Annotated in this window: 18 protein-coding genes and 1 tRNA gene; 5 read left to right on the top strand and 14 right to left on the bottom strand. The window is 34.3% G+C overall.

The window, feature by feature from the left end:
* Window position 1: 1 nt before the first annotated feature.
* From ES674_RS04875 to msrB, 5 genes are all read right to left on the bottom strand, one after another.
* Window positions 2–286 (bottom strand): DUF427 domain-containing protein, encoded by a 285-nt coding sequence (locus ES674_RS04875; protein WP_148402847.1) that lies wholly within the window; start codon window positions 284–286, stop codon window positions 2–4.
* A 43-nt stretch (window positions 287–329) separates the two neighbouring features.
* Window positions 330–824 (bottom strand): peptide-methionine (S)-S-oxide reductase MsrA, encoded by a 495-nt coding sequence (gene msrA / locus ES674_RS04870; RefSeq protein ID WP_148402846.1) that lies wholly within the window; start codon window positions 822–824, stop codon window positions 330–332.
* 149 nt (window positions 825–973) lie between these two features.
* Entirely contained in the window at window positions 974–2,548 is a 1,575-nt protein-coding gene (locus ES674_RS04865; protein ID WP_148402845.1) for a protein adenylyltransferase SelO, read from the bottom strand.
* A gap of 201 nt (window positions 2,549–2,749) precedes the next feature.
* The gene (gene msrA, locus ES674_RS04860) at window positions 2,750–3,331 is read right to left on the bottom strand and encodes a peptide-methionine (S)-S-oxide reductase MsrA (RefSeq protein ID WP_148402844.1); all 582 of its coding nucleotides are present in this window, start codon (window positions 3,329–3,331) and stop codon (window positions 2,750–2,752) included.
* A gap of 9 nt (window positions 3,332–3,340) precedes the next feature.
* Window positions 3,341–3,793, bottom strand: a complete 453-nt coding sequence (gene msrB / locus ES674_RS04855; RefSeq protein WP_148402843.1) for a peptide-methionine (R)-S-oxide reductase MsrB — start codon at window positions 3,791–3,793, stop codon at window positions 3,341–3,343.
* A gap of 218 nt (window positions 3,794–4,011) precedes the next feature.
* Here msrB and ES674_RS04850 point away from each other — a divergent pair, with 218 nt between their 5' ends.
* Window positions 4,012–5,211 (top strand): Pycsar system effector family protein, encoded by a 1,200-nt coding sequence (locus tag ES674_RS04850; protein ID WP_148402842.1) that lies wholly within the window; start codon window positions 4,012–4,014, stop codon window positions 5,209–5,211.
* On the opposite strand, the gene ES674_RS04845 is transcribed toward ES674_RS04850, so the two are convergent.
* On the bottom strand, window positions 5,183–7,579 hold the full coding sequence (locus ES674_RS04845; RefSeq protein WP_148402841.1) for a GAF domain-containing protein: 2,397 nt from the start codon (window positions 7,577–7,579) through the stop codon (window positions 5,183–5,185). The two genes, ES674_RS04850 and ES674_RS04845, sit on opposite strands and share 29 nt — an antisense overlap.
* A gap of 235 nt (window positions 7,580–7,814) precedes the next feature.
* On the opposite strand from ES674_RS04845, the gene ES674_RS04840 reads away from it, so the two are divergent.
* A complete protein-coding gene (locus ES674_RS04840; RefSeq protein WP_148402840.1) occupies window positions 7,815–9,404 on the top strand; it encodes a Kelch repeat-containing protein in 1,590 nt (529 codons plus the stop codon).
* Here ES674_RS04840 and ES674_RS04835 read toward each other — a convergent pair.
* From ES674_RS04835 to ES674_RS04800, 8 genes are all read right to left on the bottom strand, one after another.
* Window positions 9,401–9,823 (bottom strand): cytochrome C, encoded by a 423-nt coding sequence (locus ES674_RS04835; RefSeq protein WP_148402839.1) that lies wholly within the window; start codon window positions 9,821–9,823, stop codon window positions 9,401–9,403. The genes ES674_RS04840 and ES674_RS04835 overlap by 4 nt on opposite strands.
* A 5-nt stretch (window positions 9,824–9,828) precedes the next feature.
* The gene (locus tag ES674_RS04830) at window positions 9,829–10,098 is read right to left on the bottom strand and encodes a hypothetical protein (RefSeq protein WP_148402838.1); all 270 of its coding nucleotides are present in this window, start codon (window positions 10,096–10,098) and stop codon (window positions 9,829–9,831) included.
* 3 nt (window positions 10,099–10,101) lie between these two features.
* A complete protein-coding gene (locus ES674_RS04825; protein WP_148402837.1) occupies window positions 10,102–11,115 on the bottom strand; it encodes a cbb3-type cytochrome c oxidase subunit II in 1,014 nt (337 codons plus the stop codon).
* A 13-nt stretch (window positions 11,116–11,128) separates the two neighbouring features.
* A complete protein-coding gene (locus ES674_RS04820) occupies window positions 11,129–12,925 on the bottom strand; it encodes a cbb3-type cytochrome c oxidase subunit I (RefSeq protein ID WP_148402836.1) in 1,797 nt (598 codons plus the stop codon).
* Between the two features lie 465 nt (window positions 12,926–13,390).
* A complete protein-coding gene (locus ES674_RS04815) occupies window positions 13,391–14,392 on the bottom strand; it encodes an ABC transporter ATP-binding protein (protein ID WP_148402835.1) in 1,002 nt (333 codons plus the stop codon).
* A 2-nt stretch (window positions 14,393–14,394) separates the two neighbouring features.
* Entirely contained in the window at window positions 14,395–16,059 is a 1,665-nt protein-coding gene (locus ES674_RS04810; protein ID WP_148402834.1) for an ABC transporter permease, read from the bottom strand.
* Window positions 16,040–17,095 carry a Fe(3+) ABC transporter substrate-binding protein gene (locus ES674_RS04805; protein ID WP_148402833.1) on the bottom strand — a complete coding sequence of 352 codons (1,056 nt, stop codon included), beginning with the start codon at window positions 17,093–17,095 and terminating at the stop codon, window positions 16,040–16,042. The genes ES674_RS04810 and ES674_RS04805 overlap by 20 nt, the downstream gene beginning before the upstream one ends.
* 234 nt (window positions 17,096–17,329) lie before the next feature.
* A tRNA-Leu gene (locus tag ES674_RS04800) sits at window positions 17,330–17,411 on the bottom strand.
* A 160-nt stretch (window positions 17,412–17,571) separates the two neighbouring features.
* Between ES674_RS04800 and ES674_RS04795 the strand changes: the two genes are divergently transcribed.
* The 3 genes from ES674_RS04795 (at window position 17,572) to ES674_RS15695 (ending at window position 21,614) form a co-directional block, all read left to right on the top strand.
* Window positions 17,572–18,966: a dipeptidase gene (locus ES674_RS04795; protein ID WP_148402832.1), complete on the top strand. Its 1,395-nt coding sequence runs from the start codon at window positions 17,572–17,574 to the stop codon at window positions 18,964–18,966.
* 198 nt (window positions 18,967–19,164) lie between these two features.
* On the top strand, window positions 19,165–19,530 hold the full coding sequence (locus tag ES674_RS04790; RefSeq protein WP_148402831.1) for a BlaI/MecI/CopY family transcriptional regulator: 366 nt from the start codon (window positions 19,165–19,167) through the stop codon (window positions 19,528–19,530).
* A gap of 2 nt (window positions 19,531–19,532) precedes the next feature.
* On the top strand, window positions 19,533–21,614 hold the full coding sequence (locus ES674_RS15695) for a M56 family metallopeptidase (protein WP_148402830.1): 2,082 nt from the start codon (window positions 19,533–19,535) through the stop codon (window positions 21,612–21,614).
* Window positions 21,615–21,730: the final 116 nt, after the last annotated feature.

The following is a 21,730-nucleotide window of genomic DNA, read 5'->3' as shown; positions in this document are numbered from 1 at the left end:
ATTAATCTTTTACAACCTCAACACCTTTCCAAAAAGCAACATGATTTTTTATGCCTTTTGCTAGTTCAGAAACTTCTGGATAAAACCAAGCTGCATCGGTATTCTGTTTACCATCCACTTCTAATGTATAATAAGACGCTTTTCCTTTCCAAGGACATGTTGAATGCATTTTACTAGGTTTAAAAAAATCTTTTTTAATACTATCATGCGGGAAATAATGGTTGTTTTCTATTACAACGGTATCCTTACTTTCTGCGATGATCTGATTATTCCATATGGCTTTCATAGTCTTCGTTTAGTTAGATGCAACTTTTATCAAAACGCGTTTTTTAAATAAAACTATCCGTGAAACGCTCAAAATGACAAGTATAACCGTCTGGTTTTCTTACCAAATAATCTTGATGTTCTGGTTCTGCAGCCCAAAATTTTGTGAATGGCTCTAAAGTAGTAACTACATCAGCGTCCCATTTATTAGAATCGTTTACAATTTTAATTAGTTCTTTGGCATCTTCCTTTTCTTCTTCATTTTGAAAAAATATAGTAGACCGGTAGCTAGAACCTAAATCATTACCTTGTCTATCTATAGTTGTTGGATTATGAATGCGGAAAAAGTAGTCCAAAATATGCTTAAATGTTGTTTCATTCGCATCATATGTTATCTCTATCCCTTCGGCGTGACCTGGATGATTTTTATACGTTGGATTTTCATTTTGGCCACCTAAATAACCTACTTCAGTATCTTTTATCCCATTTTGTGTGCGGAATAAATCTTCCATTCCCCAAAAACAACCGCCTGCTATATAGGCTTTTTTATATGTACTCATTTTCTGTTTTATTTATTATTTGTATTGTGTTTTTCTTATCTAATTTTCAATGTGTATTTTCTCGCCTGCAAATGAACATGTTTATAACACGATTCTCGATACTAATTTCATTCGTAAAAACAAATAAAATTCACGCGATTTGACGTAATTTATGAACTACAAGACAGCATGGAACAACCCACTTTATGTCGTGCCCAATCCGGACGTTTAGCAAACCATTTTTCATATTTTGGCTGCTCAGAATACGGTTTTTTTAACAGTTGAAATAATTCATCAATCAAATCATAATTTCCTTTATCGGCGTCATCTATGGCTAATTGCGACATATAATTTCGCAACACATATTTAGGATTCACAGCATTCATCAGTTCTTTACGTTCAGAATCCGAAAGCGTTTCAGTCTCTAGACGTTTGGCATAAAGTTGAAACCATATATTCCATTTCTGTCTAATTTCCGATGAAATTTCATTTGGAACATAAAAAGCATCTGCCACTACTTTTAATCCTTCTGCATGATTGTCTTTAGTAAATTGACTTAAATTTCTGAAGAAAATAGTCATATCTGTTTCAGAAAGTTGCAGATTATCTTCCAAATCCTGCATTAATTTTTGATCTGAATCTTCTTCTCTTTGCAAGCCTAATTTGGAACGCATCATGTTTAAAGATTCTACTTCAAAATCCGTTTTATAAGCATCTAATACGGCTTCTAATGGTTTCGCATCTTCTATTAATGGATACAAAGCATTGGCTAATTGGTATAGATTCCAAAGTCCCATATTGGGTTGATTTCCGTATCTATAACGTTTATGCTGACTATCTGTTGTGTTTGGCGTCCAACCAAAATCAAAATCTTCCAGCCATCCATACGGTCCATAATCAATGGTTAAACCTAGAATAGACATATTATCTGTGTTCATTACGCCATGCACAAAACCTACGCGCTGCCAATGAATAATCATTTCTAAAGTGCGTTGTGAAACTTCTGCAAAAAATTGGATATAGCTTTCTTTTGAAGGAACTCCTAAATGTGAAAAATGATGTTTTATAGTATAGTCTACTAAAGTTTTTAATGTTGCTACATCTTGTCTAGATGATAAAATTTCATAACTACCAAAACGCAAAAAACTCGGGGAAACACGCGTAACTATCGCCCCTTTTTCATAAGCTGAATTGCCATCATATAACATATCTCTTAAAACGGAATCACCGGATAAAGCTAGAGATAAAGCGCGGGTAGTTGGAACACCTAAATGAAACATGGCTTCACTGCATAAATATTCCCGGATTGATGAGCGTAATACTGCCAAACCATCTGCTGTTCTAGAATAAGGCGTTTCACCAGCACCTTTAAGCTGCACGGCCCAATTGGTATGATTATGTTCTATTTCAAATAAATTAATAGCGCGACCATCCCCTAATTGCCCAGCCCAATTCCCAAATTGATGTCCGCCATAACACATGGCGTAAGGATGGGTGTTTTCTAAAACTGTATTACCCGTAAACACCTTTAAAAATTGCTCGGAATGACTATCAGCTTCGGTTAAACCCAAATTTATAAGCATGTCATCTGAAACATGTAACATTTCTGGATTCTCTGTTAGCTTTGGTTTAACCAAAGAAAAGCAAGCTTTTGAAACCTGTCTTCTGGAATTTTCCAAAATAGGATCCGCTGGTAATTCGGTATTAAATTTATCTTTTATGTTTAGTTTTAAATTTTCAGTCATTTTAATAATTCCTTTTCATTGTGATTCTTTAAGCGATTAAATTTATCATATTTCGCTTAAAGAATCACCTTTTCAATTTGAGTATAAGTTACGTAATTCGGAAGCAAAATCAGCCTACTTTAACAGATGAGAAAATGTCATATTGACATTTTTATATATTAAAAAATTTGATAAAAATCATGATTTTCAACTGATTAAACCTCATTTAATATTCATTGAATTCGATAAAAGGCAATTTGAATATTTTAACTTTTCAGAAAATTTCTGATGTAGAATTCCCAATTTAGGGACAATAATTGTCATACAATAAGAAGCATTTGGGTTATTTTTATAATAGTCTTGATGCTCTAATTCCGCTTCGTGGAATAGTGTAGCTAATTTCACTTCGGTTAGAATGGGCTTTGGGTTCCTTTCCTGTAATTCATGAATGACATATTCCGCAGTCGCTTTTTGACTTTCCGATTTATAAAACAATACAGAACGGTATTGAGATCCATACGTCCCTAAATTTTTACGGGCATAAGAAAGCGTAGCATCGTGAATTGCAAAAAAAAAATGCAATAAGTCCGTATAAGAAATGTCGCTTTCATTAAACCAAATTTGAACAACTTCTGCATGACCCGTTAATCCAGAACATACTTCACGATACGTTGGCTTTCCAGGAACGGTTCCGCCCATAAATCCAGACACCACCTTTTCAACACCTCTAATTTCATTAAAAACGGCTTCCATACACCAAAAACACCCAGCACCAACAATCATGATTTGTAAATTATTGCCCATGCTGGCTATCTATTTTTCGGTTTTATCCAATACCAAAGACTCTGAATTCACACAATAACGCAAACCACTAGGTTCTGGACCATCAGGAAAAACATGTCCTAAATGCGAATCGCACACATTACACATCACCTCAACGCGCACCATGCCATATGTTGAATCTTTATCATATTTAATAGCATTTTCTACAATTGGTTGCGTAAAACTTGGCCATCCTGAACTAGATGCAAATTTTATAGTGGAATCAAATAAAGGTGCATTACAACAAACACAATTATATTTTCCAGCTTCATGAGCACTACAAAGCGCACCGGTTCCAGCCATTTCTGTTCCTTTTTTTCTAGTAATTCTGAATTGCTCGTTTGTTAAAATTTCGCGCCATTCATCTTCAGTTTTTTCCACTCGATGATCTGGTTCTGGATTACCATTAACACTATAACTAATGACTTCTTTCCATGTTATCATACTATTCTCTTTCTTTTGGTTATAAAAACAAGTTTACAAATCTTGATTAAAATCAATCAAAAACCTGTAGTAATTTACAATGTTACAAAATGCAAACAACTGGTTTCATAGTCGGTTTTTCAACATTATCCTTACAATGAACTGAAACCCAACTAAAGTGAATTTTGACGTAATTTTTTAGTAATTTGTACGTCCAAAGTATCCTTGATATCAAATTTATGACAAATATTATTGAAAAAGCGGAAGCCTATGTTTTTGATTTATTTAAAAGTCAATTAGATGCCTCTTTTGTATATCACAATCAAACCCACACGGAGCGCGTTGTTAAAAGTTTACGCGAAATAATAGACAATTCAGATATTTCTGAAGCAGATTCAAACATGCTTCAATTAGCGGCTATATTTCATGATACCGGTTACACAAAAACAATTGACGATCATGAAAGTGAAAGCGCTCAAATTGCCGAAGATTTTTTAAAGGATAATAATGTTAACACTAAAACCATAGAAGCTGTAAAGGCTTGTATTATGGCGACTCGATTTGAAATCATACCAGAAACGCTTCATGAGAAAATTATTTGTGATGCAGATTGTTCTCATTTTGGTAAAGAATACTTCCAGGAAACTAGCGAATTTTTACGTAGAGAATTAGAAATTCAAGGTATTGTGAAGTTTTCAGCGAGCGAATGGCTGGACGAAAACATTAAAATGCTTTCTGAAAGACATGTTTTTTATTCAGATTATGCTCTGAAAAATTGGCAGCATCAGAAGGAAAAAAACCTATCAGCTTTAATAAGTTCTAAAAATAAATTTAATAAAAAATTAAAGAAGGAAAAACTCAAAGCTAAATATAAAGCGCAATATAAAAGCGAAAGTCCAGAGCGAGGAATTCAAACGTTTTATAGAGTTGCCTTAAGAAACCATATTAAATTAAGTGATATTGCGGACACCAAAGCAAATATTTTACTCTCTGTAAATGCTATTATTATTTCTTTGGTTATTTCTAATTTGTTTTCAAAATTGGATAACCCTTCTAATAGCTATTTAATAATTCCGACCATTATTTTTATTTTATTTAGTGTAATCACTATAGTTTTATCTGTTTTAGCAACTAGACCAAATGTTACACGTGGTGAATTTACTAAAGAGGACATTGCCGAAAAACGCGTGAATTTAAGTTTCTTTGGAAATTTTCACAAAATGGAACTTAAAGAATTTGAATGGGCGGTTAGCGAACTATTAAAAGATAAAAATTACGTATATAACTCCTTGACAAAAGATCTTTATTTTTTAGGAAAAGTTTTAGATAGAAAATACCGAATTTTAAGAGTTACCTATTCTATTTTTATGATTGGCATTATAGTTTCTGTATTGGCTTTTGCCATTTCTTTTAAGATGCAAAATTTTGATTTCCTATAATATCTATAACATCATGATAGGTAAAATAGCTGGTTTCTTCCTTCATTTTGTTATTATACAAAATACTAACACGAATGGCCTTTAAGCCTGTTACGCCTTGTAAATCCTCCAATTCCAAGACTTCCAATTCCGAGCCTAAAATATTTTTGGCTTGAAAAAAGTGAATATATTTTAAGTATTCCGTTTCATCATCTTGCTGGGAAAACACGATGCTTAATTTTCCTTTTGCGGTAATACGTTCTGTTGTTCCTTTTATGAATGCTTTATCTACGCGTTTTTTCACCACTTCATATCGTGCATTATAGGTTCCATCTACATCAAATTGCTTTTCATCCATTCTAAAACGAATAGATAGCGGCTGATTAAAGACCAGAATCATAGACGCGACATCCAATGAAAGTGGGTATAAATCCTGATTATTATAAAATTCGTTTTCCATTTCACACATTACCTGTATTTGCCAAAGTCGTAAGTTATAAAGGTAAATAAGGCTAAAACTATCTTCTCGTGTAATGGATTCGCCAATGTACATATTGTGCTCTACGCCATCGGTTTTAAAACGTTCAAAAAAGTGCGGATACATTTTTTGTGCTTCAATTTGCTTATTATCCATGATAGTCGACATGTTTTTATTTATCAAACCAATAGTTCTATCATAATTCTTTCTGTGATGATATAATATGCTTAAATCTGAATTTATTCTTGAAAAATAGTCATCTATTTCCAGTTTTAATGCAAGGTTCTTTTTAGAAATTAGCTCTAATAACGGTGTAACATCATTTTTTAAAAACTGGGTAATAACATGTTCACTATCCACTTTAAAATACGTTTCCAATTGTTTTAAATAAGCATTAATTTGAAATGTTATTTGTTCAAAAATGGGCATTTTAATGAGATTATTTGCTTTTTCAATAAAATGTTTTGTTTGCTTTAATTGATCTGATAAATCTTTTTGAGTCGCCAAATTTCTAGCTTCTGATGAACCTTTTACATCAATTTGCCCAAATAGCGGATAGACGTTTTCAAAAGCGATTTTGCCAAAGGGCACATTTTTCTTTAAAATAATATTCTCCTTAATAAAGTATTGGGCAGCTTGTTTAAATCGCCAATGCACACTAGGGTGAATAGAGGTGCACTCCTGCTGTATTACAGCTTCTATTAAATTTTCCTGATCAGATTTACTGCGCTCAACCGTTGCTACGATATAAGGCATAACATCTTCCAATTTATTGGCGTTGATGCTATTTAATGCTTTGGGTTGATGAGATACTAATTCCAAAATACCCATTAAACCATCTTTATTTGCTATTGGTGCAAAAATGGCACTTTTAAAGCCTTGATCATTAAGCACTTTTATGTGTGGCACTTTGCCTTGAGTTTCTTTATAGGCTTTTTCTATGTTAGAAACTGAAATGTGTTTTTTTTCTTTTAATAATCTTTTATAGGATGACTTACACAGCATATCAGCGCAATTTCCCATGGGATTGTCATTCAGCAGAAAACTATGCATGCCTTCACCATAAACACGCTCAAAAATACCTTCATCTTTATTGAAAACCGAAAAGCCCACCCGAATATCTGGAATTCTTAAAAAGGATTGAAATATAGATTGAAGATCTTTTATGAAGTTTTTATCTTGACGTTTCCCTTCTGCAATTAAATTGGATTTTATTTCAGAAATAGCAAAGTCATCCGTGACATCAAAAATATTTGAGATGACAAAACCTTTAAAAATGTAACTGTTTTCTGGAAATTTTTGCTTCCATAGCATAATATTATCATAATTATCCAATAATTCATCAACATCTTCTTGGGTGATGTTTGGTGCTTTATCCGTTTTAATTATTTCGGTAAAATTCGCATTATAAAGTATTTTATAATAACGCATAATGCCATTTTTATCGGGTATTTCGTAGTGAAAAGGTCTTTTCAGGTTCAAATTATAGTTGTAGCAATCATTTAAGATAATAGTACAAGCCATGATATACCTTTCATTTTCTGCCATGTTCTTAATTTCCAACTGAAATTGGCTGCCCGATTTGCTAATAATATCGTGAAAACGAGATGAGAGGTTAAAAATAGTATCATGAAATGGAACCGAAGCCGCTTTTATTTCATTGTGTGTGAGTAAACTGCTAAATAAATCTTGAAGAATTTCGGCAATTTCCTTTTCGCGATTTTTTAAAATAGTCACATCAGCAAATCCATGTCTTAATTCTGGAAATTGTTCACCTAAATGCAAAATAGATCGGGCCTTTTCCGATATTAACGGATTAGGGTGTTGCGCTAATTGTTCATATTGTTGAAACAACGTATCAAAACTGATAAGCAATTCCATGGGCGAAGTAAATTGACTATTAAGTGACATGTGTAATAATTTAAGTAAAAATACAACTTATTAGCGTTGGTCGCGTCGTGATCTCCTTCATAACATAAAAAGCCTTTTAGATTGAATAATTCCACTTGAAAAACCAAGATTGTTTTATTATATAATCGGAAAAAACGAAACTTTTATCGAAATTCAGTCAAACCATACCGTCTATCGTGCTTAAAACGAATAACTTGTACTAAATAATTTCTTTTTAAAACTGAAATGTTACTATATGAAACGCTTATTTTTTAACTATCCACTTACACTATGCATTTTACTATTACTAATTGTAAATACACAGTTGGCAAATGCGCAAACATGGATAGAAGTTGATGAAAGTGAAAATTATACAGCCAGACATGAGTGTGGATTTGTTCAAGTAGGTGATAAATTCTTTTTATTTGGCGGTCGTGAAGCCTCGCAAACATTAGATATTTATGATTATGCAACTAATACTTGGACTCGAGGCAGCTCGGCTCCATTTTCATTTAATCATTTTCAAGCGGTTAATTATCAGGGTTTAATTTGGGTTATTGGCGCTTTTAAAACGAATGTTCCCAATCCTGAAGAAAACGCAGATAATGTTTTTATGTATAATCCAGCTACAGATCAATGGATTCAAGGCACGGAAATACCGGAAACTAGAAAACGCGGGTCTGCTGGATTGGTAGTTTACAATAATAAATTTTATGTAATTGGTGGCAATACAAACGGACATAGTGGCGGCTATGTTCCATATTTAGATGAATTCAATCCTGTAACTGGAATTTGGACACCGCTAAATAACGCACCGCATGCTCGTGATCATTTTCAGGCAGCCGTTTTTGGCAGCAAATTATACGCAGTTGGCGGCAGGTTAACGGGTGGTCCTGGCGGATTATTTGAGCCTCAAGTCCCCGAAGTAGATGTCTACGATTTTAATACTTCAGAATGGTCCTCATTAGGGTCGAGCCAAAATATCCCAACTCCAAGAGCCGGTTTAGGAGTGGCTATTTTTAATAATGAAATTTTTACTTTAGGCGGTGAAACAACCTTCAACAGACCCGATAATGGTCAAGTTTCTAAAGTAGAATCTTTTAATACTGAAACAAATACATGGACTACTAGAAATAGTTTAAACTATCCTAGACACGGCTTTCAACCTATTATTTCTGGTAATACAATTTACGTTGTAGCTGGATCTTCCGGAGGTATACCGATACGGAAAATGGAATATTATGGTACAGGAAATATTACAGGAGAGGCTAACATAAACAGTATGTTCTCTTCAGATGAAACCACTAAAACATTTGAATATGGTGAAGATTTTGGAAGCGTCACAATTGACATCATCTTAAATAATTTGAATGGAACAACAGGAACCTATATTGATACTATTTCCATTTCCGGAACTGAATATGAACTCGCTTCTAATTATTCGAACTTGTTAGTTGCGGCAAATAGCAGTTTAACCATTCAGGCTTTGCTTAATAACACGGCACAGGATAATATGCTTGGTTCTGTGACTGTAACTTACAATAATAATTATACGCTGACTATTTCTTTGGAAGGCACTTTAAATCCCACTTTATCAATGGATGCTATTGGAGATTCAAATTCGACCTTGCTCCTTTATCCGTCTCCAACAAAAAACACCTTCTCTTTAAACCAAGCTATTTCAGAATTACAGATTTACGATATTTCTGGCAAATTAGTAAAAACGTTTGCAGGCGAATTTGAAGAAAATCAGCACTTCAATATTTCTGAATTATCTGTGGGAATTTATATTATTAAAGCTAGAAATTCCCAAGAGCATTTCACTAGTAAATTTATTAAAAATTAAAAGAAAGATTTGTAAAGATCCGGATTCCAATACATAACTAAATAAAACAAACCAAAGGCGAAAAAGGCAATTAATAAGGCCCAAACCCAAGCTGGAATGGCTTTTGGTGTTTCAGAACCACGGATTACAAAAAAGTCAGATGTTTCACTTCCATAAGCGTTGATAGTTATAGGAATATGTGAATCTACCGTTTCATTTTCTTTTAAACCAACTACAGCAATTTCAGGACCATTTCGTACAATAAAAGGAATTTCTCGAATACCTTCTATATTGTTTGAGGATTTAGCCACAATTTTTAAAACATGTTTACCATCTGGTATTTTAGTCGTATCCAATACAATTTTAACCGGTGGTGCAAAAGATGCAAACGGCTTCGGATCATTGTCCAAAAAAACTTTTATGATTCTATTGTCTTCCATAATTTTTAAAATCCTTCGTTTCTAACAATGTTCTTTATATGATCTGGATTGGTTTCTTTCGGTTTTATTAGATATTTCACACTATAAAACAGTGTAAAACCAACAATAATAATAGCACTCCAAATTATAATAAAATCGAAGTTTCCTGACGGTCCAGCACCATGGGTAATATTTTCAAATCCTTTAGGCTGATCTTTCTTACAAACATCGCAAGCAAAGCTTATAAAAGAGCCTAAAGAAAATAATAGCGTAAATAACAAAGTTCTATTTTTCATCTTTTACTTATTTAGTTCCATCTCTACATATTGACGAATTTTAGCCACATCATCTGCTGTAACAGGCGGTGCATCATTACCCCAGCTACTACGTTCATGAGTCAGAATAGCTGCAATTTCAGCATCGTTAAGTTGATCTCCAAATCCCGGCATAACGCCATAATCCGTGCGCGCATCATATCCTTGAATAACAATTCTAATTAATTTTTCAGAATTTTCATCATTCACAATAGCACTTCCAACTAAAGAAGGAAAGGCACCAACCACACCTTTACCTGTTTCTTGATGACATGCTGCACAAACTTGTGAAAACAATTTACCGCCATCAAATCCACCTTCTTGGTTTCCACCAGCCACACGGTCTGCTTGAATTTTTTTCAAAGCAGGAATAAAATCGTCTACATTATCGCCTGGTAATTCCGTTTGTTTTAAATATTTTAAATAATCTACTAGCCTTAACGCATCATTAGATGCCACAATTTTTTTATTGGGATTTTTCAAAAATCCTCTAGGAACAGCTACAACTTTATCGTCTTTTCCTACGGATGAACTATCTACTTCTTCAAACAACCACGGATAAGATGGCATTACAGACGCAGAAACTACAGCCCTTGGATTATACAAATGTAGTAAGTGCCAATCTTCACTAGGCTGACGTTTTCCAATATTTGTAAGGTCTGGTCCGGTACGCTCACTTCCTAAAATAGAAGGTGATTGTCTCCAAATATCCAAACGTTTTTTGCTGTAATAATAATCTGAAGGAATAGACGGTCTATTTCCCCACATATTATCCATTTCAATGTTACGAACCTGTTGCGTGTGGCAGGCCATACAATTTTCTGATACGTAAATTTCTAAACCTTCTCGTTCATTCGCCGTTAACGGCTTTTCATCGGGAATTGGTTCAGTTTCCTGCATTTGAAACGCCGGAATAATAGCAATTAAAGTACTTAAGGCAATAAATACACCGCCAGCCGTAAGCACCAAGTTTTTATGTTCTTTATGGAAATTAAGCATGTTACTCGAATTATTAAACAGTTATTTCTTCTACTTTTATTGATGTTTTAGTCTTACTATATCCTTTCACCATATAATAAAAATTGTAGGCAAATACCAAGTGAGATGCAAACATCAACGTACCACCAACGGCGCGCCATATCCAATAAGGTTTCATCAATATTACCGACTCAATAAATGGTTCGCCATCTATCCAGCTTAATCCTTTATAGGTTCCTCCAGCCATAAGCGAAATCATATAGGCAAAAAGCCCAATAAACGCTAGCCAAAAATGTGCACCTACAAATACTTGCGCAGGTTCTTTTCCGGTTAATTTTGGTAGAATAGCATAAATACAAGCCCAAAGAAAGAAAGCAATAATGCCATACATCGTCATATGCGAGTGGGCAACATTAAAGTCTGTAAAGTGCCAAACAAAATTTGTAAATCGGAAAGCCTGTAAACTTCCTTGCATAGAGCCGACAAAATAAAACACGGTTCCTACTAAAAAGAAGGGTAATACATAACTTTTGGAAATGTGATTCCAACTGCCTTTCATGGTCATGAAAAAATTCGTAGTTCCTGCAACAACTGGTATAACCATTCCTGCACTAAATACAATAGCAATAGTTTGTAACCACCATGGCAATGGACTAAATACAAAATGGTGCGTTCCTATCATGGTATAAAAAAGCATTTGTGTCCAGAACGCTAAAACCCCTAAAGAATAAGAATAAATAGGTTTGTTTAAAGTTGAAGGCAGGTAATAATAAACCAAACCTAAGGTAAACGTCATAAACCACATGCCCACACCTTGGTGCATATAATAACCTTGAATTACCGTTTCACCTAATCCGTCTTGATAGAATGGTAAATAACCAATAATTGATAAGACAATAGTCCAGATTAAAGCGGCCAGTATAAACCAGTTTGAAATGTATATTTCCGAAATTTTACGGGTTGCAACCGTTTTATAGAAATTGACAAACGTAATAATCAAGCCAATAGCAAAAAGGAGCATAACTGGCCAAATATATTCTCTATACTCACCACCACCGTTGTTAATCCCAGCCATTAAAAATAAAGTGCCTAGAATAATTGTAGCATTAATAAGTTTCCAAGCGTGCCAAGCCCAACTATAATTATAGATTTTATTATTAGATGTTCGGGCAATTACAAAATAACCCAATCCAATCATGGCCATTGATGACCAACCCCAAAACACCATATTGGTATGCACGGGTCTTAATCGGCCGAAAGCCAACCAAGATTGACTATCCATTTCAGGCCAAAGAAACTTCATGCCTAAATATTGACCTATTAAAGTACCTAAAACCAGCCAAAAGGCTGCGGCACCGATATAATAGATAACTATTTTCTTTAATTCTAAAGGTGTTTCTAAACCTAAAGATGTTTTTTTCTTTTCATCAAAAAAAGCGTTGTTCGGATCTTTTTCAAAACGATGAATAAGACCTTTATCATCGCTTGCTAGATTGTCACCCGATAATTCGTCGCCTTTTAATTTATATTTTAAAGCTGCTTTTCGTTTTTCAAGAATGGCATCGATATCGCCTTCATCCATGGCAACAAGTTCATCATCAAACGCCATCCGGTTTCTATCCACTTGCCGGCGCTTCATATTATCTATATAAGCATTCAATTTTACGAATAATATAACGATTGCAATAATCATCACAATGGCTATTAAAACGAAGGTTCCAATTATACCAGGACTGGAAAGCCAATTGTCTGTAGTTATTTTTTCTTGAGCACTTATGATATTTGGAATTACTCCTAAAAACAATAAGATTGCCAACTTACATTTCTTCATAAAATTAATTTATTACTTTTTTTGACTCGTATTTTATAATGCCAGAAACACTACAAATTCATTGAATATAAAGTTCTTTATGTAAGCTAAAGAACATTGAAATACATCTGATACATGCAAAGATAAGCTGCGAATCTATTTCAGACAAATTTATCCGATATTAATTAAAAAAAACTTCTGTAGAAATTAAAAACACGATTCTATATAACCAAAATCACATATATCATTTAAAAATTGATGTATATCAATACAATAGGGTTTAATAAAAAAACCAGAAGCTTATATAAATGTCGGAATTTAAAATATTTAATAAAATAAATCAGGAGATTTTTTATCAACTTTTAAATGAACAAGAGAAATCTGAATTCTTTAAGAGAAAGAAATTGATGTTAGAATAATTAGAGAATTTGAAGAGAATTTGGAGAAATTATGAAGTGAAATTATTTCAACTTCACACATGATTTTTTACTGTTCGAATTCTAAAATATCTTTAGAATTGAAACCAATATGAATAATATCTGCCACGTTTTTATCTTGTGTCATAACCGTTAATTGTTCGCCAGATTCAAGTTTTAAAAGCAGTTGAATAGAGTCGCCAAGTTCAATTTTCTTGATAACTTGAGCGGCGGTTATATATTCACATTCAAAATCGCCCGTAGAAGGATTTACTTTTATCTTTTCATTACGAATGGCATGACAGCATGTTTCGTTTAACGGACACTTAAAAGCAGTTTGTAAATTCTTGTTAATATGAACCGTGCTTCCAAATAATGACGCCACATATAAGGTATTGGGCTTTACATATAAATTAGCAGCCACATCTTTTTGAACCACTTTACCATTTTGTAAAATTAAAATTTCATCTGCAACAGAAAGTGCATCTTGGGTATCGTGGGTAACGAATAACACCGTTACCTCGGTTTTCTTAATAATATCAAAAACCTCATTTCGTAATTGAGTCCGTAACATAGCATCCAAATTACTAAACGGCTCATCTAAAATTAATAAAGAAGGCTCTGGCGCCAAAGCTCTTGCCAGGGCAACCCGTTGCTGCTGACCACCAGAAAGTTGATGAGGATAACGTTTACCCATGTCATTTAAACCTACCAAATCCAGCATGTCTTGAGCTCTTTGCTTCTTGTTTTTAACCTTTGAAATGCCGTATAAAATATTATCCAGAATGGTTAAATGTGGAAAAAGCGCATATTCCTGAAAAACCAAACCGATATTTCTTTTTTCAGGCTGAACAAATTTATCTAACGACGCAATGATGTTCCCATTCATTGAAATACGGCCATGATCGGGTCTTTCCAATCCTGCAATTAAGCGTACCAAGGTTGTTTTTCCACTTCCACTTTCACCAACAATGGCACAAACGTGACCTGCTTTCAAATTGAAAGTCACATTTTCTAAAGCATAATTTTTGCCTTTATCAAAACTTTTGGAAAGTGAATCTATTGTTAACATGGTTATTTTTTAATCAATAATTTATTTAAAAATATCACAGGAATCATGGCTGTAAAGATAATGAAAAGAGACGGAATGGACGCCTCCATAACCATTTCATCACTGGCATATTCAAAAGCTTTTACCGCCAACGTATCAATATGATACGGTTTTAAAATAAGTGTTAAAGGTAACTCTTTCATAACATCAATAAAAACCAGAATCACGGCACTAAAAACACCAGTTTTAATCAGCGGAAATTCAATCTTAAAAAAGGTTCTTAAATTGCCAACACCTAAAACTTTAGACGAATCGGGAATAGAATTATCCACTTTTAAAGCTGTAGAATCTATGGGATTATAGGCCACAGCCAAGAAACGAACGGCATAAGCGTAAAATAATGCTATCAAGGTTCCGTTGATAATTAAGCCTGAATCAATACCTAAATTGCCAAGCATTTTAATCAACCATTTGTCCAATGCTAAAGTGGGAATCATAATCCCTATGGCAATTACAGCTCCAGGAATGGCATAACCTAGAACACCTATTCGCGCTATATTTCGAATAGAACGAAGCGCGCTCCATTTGGAAAAATAAATTAATAAAAGCGCAAAAAACACGGTAATAACTGCGGAGGTAATAGCTATTCCAAAACTTTGTAAAGACAGAATTATAAATTTAGCATCAAAAACAGTGGAAGCTGTTAATACGGCCCAGTAAATTAATTGCGCTACTGGAAAAATAAAGCCTAGAATTATAGGCAATAACACAACGGAAAAAATTAGCCATTTTATAGCTTTTCTAGGTTTCTTTCTTTGAATTTGTGTGCTGTTTGTTTTGGAAGACGTAAACTTCACTTTTCGTACTTGCCATTTTTCAAAAAGAATTAAAGCAAAAATAATGATTACTAATAAGGCAGATAAATACACCGCTGTTTGAGGCTCTTCTAAAGAAAACCACGATCTAAAAATTCCTGTTGTAAATGTATTAACGCCATAATATTTAGCGGCGCCATAATCGTTTAGAACTTCCATTAATACTAAAACCAATCCCGCCACAATGGCTGGTCTGGCAAGTGGCAACATGAGTTTAAAAAAGGTTTTTCGCTCACCAATTCCTAACATTTTAGACGCTTCTAAAAGGTTATTGGCTTGATTCAGAAAAAAGGCACGAGCACTTACATATACATAGGGAAAGAGGGAAATACTTAATACGAATGCCAGTCCGGCTCTATTCATAATATCAATTCGGATAAAATCCAGATTCAATTGTCTGAAAATTAAATCCATGCTTCCGCCGTAATCAAAAATCCCAGCGTAAGCATAACCAACAATATAGGAAGGGATTGCTAAAGGAAGAATTAACAACCATTCCATTTGCTTGCGAAATAGGAAGTCAAAGCGTGACACAAACCAGGCCGAAGACACACCTAAAAGCAAAACGAGTATACTACAGAAAAAGACGAGATATAAAGAATTCCAAATATAGTCTGGCAATAAATAAGTAACAATGTGACTCCATGTTTCACCAGGACCTGAAAACAACTCTACCCCAATAAAAATAATGGGTAAAGCCAAGAAAAAAACAATGGCCAGTGTAAATACTGACCATCGGTTACTATCTCTTTTAAGTCTTTTAAGCCTCGTTTTTAAGGAGAAAGCTTCGCTATTATTTCCAACCTGCTTCATCAAAAATCAAAACTGCTTTTTTATTATTTTCTCCTAATTGGTTTAAACCTAAATTATCTTCTTTAAAATCACCCCAATCCTTGATATCTTGAACGGCTTCTACGCTTTCTAAAATTGGATATTCATAGTTAGCTTCCGTAAATACTTGCTGTGCTTCTGCGCTAGCCAAATATTCTATAAATAAAATAGCATTCGCTTTGTTTGGTGCATTTTTAGCAACACCTGCGCCACTAACGTTTATGTGCGTTCCCCTATCCGTTTGATTCGGAAAAAACAAACCGACTTGTTTAGCAGCTTTTACTTCTTCAGGATCGGGAGAATTCAGCATTTTACCAATATAATAAGAGTTTACAATGGCTAAATCACCTTCGCCAGCAACAACCGCTTTTACTTGATCTCTATCTGAACCTTTTGGAGAACGTGCCATATTTGCAACAATTCCTTGAGCCCAAGTTTTAGCCGCGTCTTCACCATCGTTGGCAATTAGAGAAGCCATTAAAGATTGATTATAAATATTTGAGGATGAACGAACCAAAATTTTGCCTTTCCACTTTTTATTGGCTAAATCTTCATAAGTTGAAAGATCTTCTGGTTTCACGCGATCTTTAGCATAAGCTATAATTCGGGCTCTTTTAGTTAAACCAAACCATTGGTTATCCACATCTTGTAAATGTGTAGGAATAGATTTTTCTAAAAAATCAGATTCAATACTTTGCAGTAAGCCTAATTCTTTAGCGCGGCCTAGTCTTCCAGCATCCACAGTTATTAAAACATCGGCAGGAGATTGTTCACCTTCCATTTTCATTTTCTGGATTAACTCATCGGCACTAGCATTAATTACTTTCACCTTAATACCCGTTTTATCTTCAAACATTTTAAAGATATTTTGGTCTGATTCATAATGACGGTGCGTGTAAACAGTTACGACTTGGTCTTTTACAATTTCTTCAGGTTTAGGCGTCTCCTCTTTTTTAGTATCATTGCCACAGGCAGCTAATAAGGACAAAGTAGCTACAGCTAATATCAATTTCTTCATTACATGTTTTTTTAGAAGTACAAATATAGTAATTTAGAATGGATGTAAATAACAGAATGCAAGTGAAATAAATATTTTAAGAAGGTTTTGGGAAAATAGTAAAATCTTGAGGACGTATATTTTGATTATTTCTCATGATTGAAGCGTTAATGAAATAATAAATAGAAGGCATATAAATTTAGAATTTAAGCATAAAAAAAGCTCCAGTTTTCACTGAAGCTTCTCGAGTCGCTGTGCGGGCGGGGAGACTCGAACTCCCACACCTTGCGGCACTAGATCCTAAGTCTAGCGTGTCTACCAATTCCACCACGCCCGCATTAATAAGATTACAAAATAACCGTAATCGGGTGCAAATATAAACAATAGTTTGAATAATCAAACGCATCTTATCATAAAAATGTTCAGCGTGTTTTGTACTTTTGAAGAAACACAATAAAACGATTTCTGCTACTTCAGAAATTACAAAACCTAATATTATGAAAAACATACAAGGTTACGTTGCCGAACATAAACAACGCTTTCAAAATGAATTAATTGAACTTTTAAAAATGCCATCCGTTAGTGCCGATCCTGCTTTCAAGCACGATGTACTACGTACTGCTGATGCCGTAAAATATAGTTTAGAAAAAGCAGGTTGCGACCATGTGGAAATTTGCCAAACCGATGGCTACCCAATTGTTTATGGCGAAAAAATGATTGACGAAAATCTCCCAACGATATTAGTTTACGGACATTATGATGTGCAACCAGCCGATCCTATAGAACTTTGGTCCTCTCCCCCATTTGAACCTGTAATTCATAAAACAGATATACACCCAGAAGGCGCTATTTTTGCTCGCGGTGCTTGTGATGACAAGGGCCAAATGTATATGCATGTAAAAGCCATGGAATTCATGACTTCTACCAATCAATTGCCGTGTAATGTTAAGTTTATGATTGAAGGTGAAGAAGAAGTGGGAAGTGTAAATCTAGCCACTTTCGTAAAAAATAATCACGAGAAGTTAAAAAATGATGTCATCTTGATTTCAGACACCGGCATGATTGCGAAAGATGTTCCAAGCATTACAACCGGATTACGCGGATTAAGTTACGTGGAAGTTGAAGTTACGGGTCCGAATCGCGATTTACATTCTGGTTTATATGGTGGCGCTGTTGCCAACCCTATTAACATTCTGACCAAAATGATTGCGTCTTTGCATGATGAAAACAATCATATTACTATTCCTGGGTTTTATGATAAAGTAGAGGAATTATCAAAAGAAGAACGCGCAGAAATGGCCAAAGCGCCTTTCTCATTAGATGCCTATAAAAAATCTCTAGACATTGAAGCTGTTTATGGTGAAGCAGGTTATACAACCAACGAACGCAATTCCATTCGTCCAACATTAGACGTAAACGGTATTTGGGGCGGCTACACAGGTGAAGGTGCTAAAACGGTTATTGCGAGTAAAGCATTTGCTAAAATATCCATGCGTTTGGTACCGCATCAAGAATGGGAAGAAATTACTGAACTTTTCAAAAAACACTTTGAAAGTATGGCACCAAAAGGCGTGACAGTATTAGTAAAACCACATCATGGTGGACAAGGCTATGTAACACCAATTGACAGTTTAGGCTATCAAGCGGCTAGCCAAGCTTATGAAGAATCGTTTGGAAAAAAACCAATTCCACAACGTTCTGGTGGCAGTATTCCCATTGTGTCCTTGTTTGAACAAGAACTAAAAAGTAAAACTATTTTAATGGGCTTTGGTTTGGATAGTGACGCTATTCATTCGCCAAATGAGCATTTTGGAATTTGGAATTACCTAAAAGGAATTGAAACGATTCCGTTGTTCTATAAATATTTTACAGAACTTTCTAAAAAGGCTTAAAAACGTTTCATACCGCACAGGTTTTGAAAACCTATGGGATTTTTTTGTATTTAGAATCATAAAAAAGTATCGAAATTTAACGGTAAGTTGAATTATTCGATACTTTTTTTTGCTTTGATTTAAAATTTTTCAACTCTACACTTGTAGAATAGAAATTTATATTCTATGTTTGTAGAACACAATCTAAACTTGTAGAACATGCAACTGTCAAAATCGGAAGAAGCCTTAATGAATCACCTTTGGAAATTAGAGAAAGCCTTTATGAAGGATTTACTAGAAGCCTATCCAGAACCAAAACCTGCATCAACGACTCTTGCAACCTTGTTAAAACGGATAACAGACAAGGGATTTGTAGGGTATAAAACTTTTGGGAATTCTAGAGAATATTATCCATTAGTAAAAAAGAAAGCCTATTTCTCAAAACAGGTTAATAGCTTGATAAAAGATTTTTTTAATGATAGCGCCTCACAGTTTGCGTCTTTTTTTACGAAAGAAACCAATTTATCAAAGTCAGAATTGGAGGAACTGAAAACACTGATTGATCAAGAAATTAAAAATAAGTAATTATGGAAATCTTCATTCTAAAATTCAGTGCTTGCTTGGCCGTTTTCATGGTATTTTACAAATTGCTACTGGAAAAAGAAAGCATTCATCACTTTAAACGATTCTATTTATTAGCGGCTTTAGTAACTTCAGTTGTCATCCCCTTTATTACGTTTACAAACTTTGTTGCAGCTGCTCCAATTTTAAATACGGGAAGTTTTACCACTTTAGAAAATAACACTACACTATTAGAAGCATCCCCTACGCTTTTGCATTATATGCCTACTATTTTATGGAGCATATACTTTATAGGTGTTCTTATTTTTTCCATTCGATTTACGAAAAATATTGTGCAATTGCTAAAGCGCATCAAAGAAAATCCGAAATATAAAACACAGGGTTTTATTCATGTTTTGATGACGGATTTAATATATCCACACACTTTTTTACAGTACATTTTTTTAAATAAGTCGAAATATGAATCGGGTGCCATTCCTAATGAAGTTTTACTTCATGAAGAAACGCACGCTAAACAAAAACACGCTTTAGACATTTTATTTATTGAAATATTTCAGATTGCATTTTGGTTTAATCCGTTGTTGTATTTCATAAAAAAAGATATTAAACTTAATCACGAATTTCTGGCAGATCAAGCCGTTCTTAATACGGGAACAAATACAAAAACCTACCAGCATATCCTATTAGCATTTTCAGCTTCCAGTAATATGGGAGACGCACAGACTCATCATCTGGCGAATGCTATTAATTATTCATTAATCAAAAAACGATTTACAGTTATGAAATCACACACATCCACCACCGTTAAATGGGTTAAAGGACTTATTATCCTGCCCATATTGGCTGTATTAATTTACAGTTTCAGTACCACCAAAGAAGTTTATGCGCCAGCGCCTCCCAAAGCTATTGAAAACAACATGTTGCAGGATATTCAAAAAGGAGCCTCCAAAGAGCAAATTGCAGAATATAACAAGCTGGCTAAATATTATAATTCTCAAAGTAAAGACAACTACATTCTTAAACTAAAAGACATGGAGCGTCTTCAATATTTATATGGTTTAATGACAGAAGTGCAGAAAAGAGCAGCAGAACCATTACCTAACTTTCCACCGCCACCGCCACCACCTGCCCCAAATTTATCCAAAGCACAGCAAAAAGAAAATGCCGAAATGTCCAAAAAAGCGCAGAAGGGAGAAAATTATTCATACCAGTATAGAGATAAAGACGGAAAATTAGTGAATGTAACAATGGATACAAATAATGCAACTATACCGCCACCTCCACCACCACCAATTCCTGAAAATGCAACACCTGAACAAAAAGCGAAATACAAGAAAGTACAGGAGGATTATAATGAAAAATATAAAGTGCAAAAAGGAGAACCTAGCAATATTCCGCCACCGCCACCGCCACCTGCTCCACCAAAATTAACACCTCCACCACCGCCACCTGCTCCAACAGAATTAGCGCCACCACCTCCGCCGCCTGCTCCAGCAAAACCAATGGCTGTTGGAAGTAAAATAAATCAAGATTATTATGATTCCTTGGGAGCATTAAAAACGGAAGAAACGACCAAAGAAAAAAGTCCTTGGGGAATTAGCACCACAGCCATTTCAGATAGCAGAACGGAATCCACCTCAAATAAAAACGTACCAGAAACGCCACCTTCTCCATTAGAACATATTGAGGAGCTTGCCAAAGAAGGCGCCACTTTCACTTATAATGGCAATAAGATTAAAGGTTCAGAAGCCATTAAATTAACAAAGGAGAATTTCAACTTACACATTTATGTTTCTAAAACCGATACATCCACGAAACCTATGGTAAGAATTTATGACAAAATTGAAACCAATGTAATGTCTGAAGAAATCACTGAAGTTCCAGCAGGTCAATTAGATACCAATACACCTAATACCGCTTACAATTTCATAAAAAGTTTAAAAGATGATGATATTAACTATTATTACAATGCCAAACAGGTAACTTATAATAAGATTTTAAAAATAACTAAAGATGAAACACGTATAAATGTGTCCTCAAAAATTAATGATGGAAAAGGCACGGTACATTTTACGTCTGTGAAATAACAATTTAATTAAAACATATTAATCGGACCTTAAAGGAAATTCTTTAAGGTCTTTTTTATTTAACGAAATCCTTCACTTTAAATTTTAGTTTGTACTTTTAAAAAACAAATTAATAA

It is taken from the genome of Bizionia myxarmorum (assembly GCF_008086205.1).
Taxonomy (GTDB): Bacteria; Bacteroidota; Bacteroidia; order Flavobacteriales; family Flavobacteriaceae; genus Algorimicrobium; species Algorimicrobium myxarmorum.
Note: the sequence above shows the minus strand (reverse complement) of the source record. Positions and strands in the feature narration are given on the sequence as shown.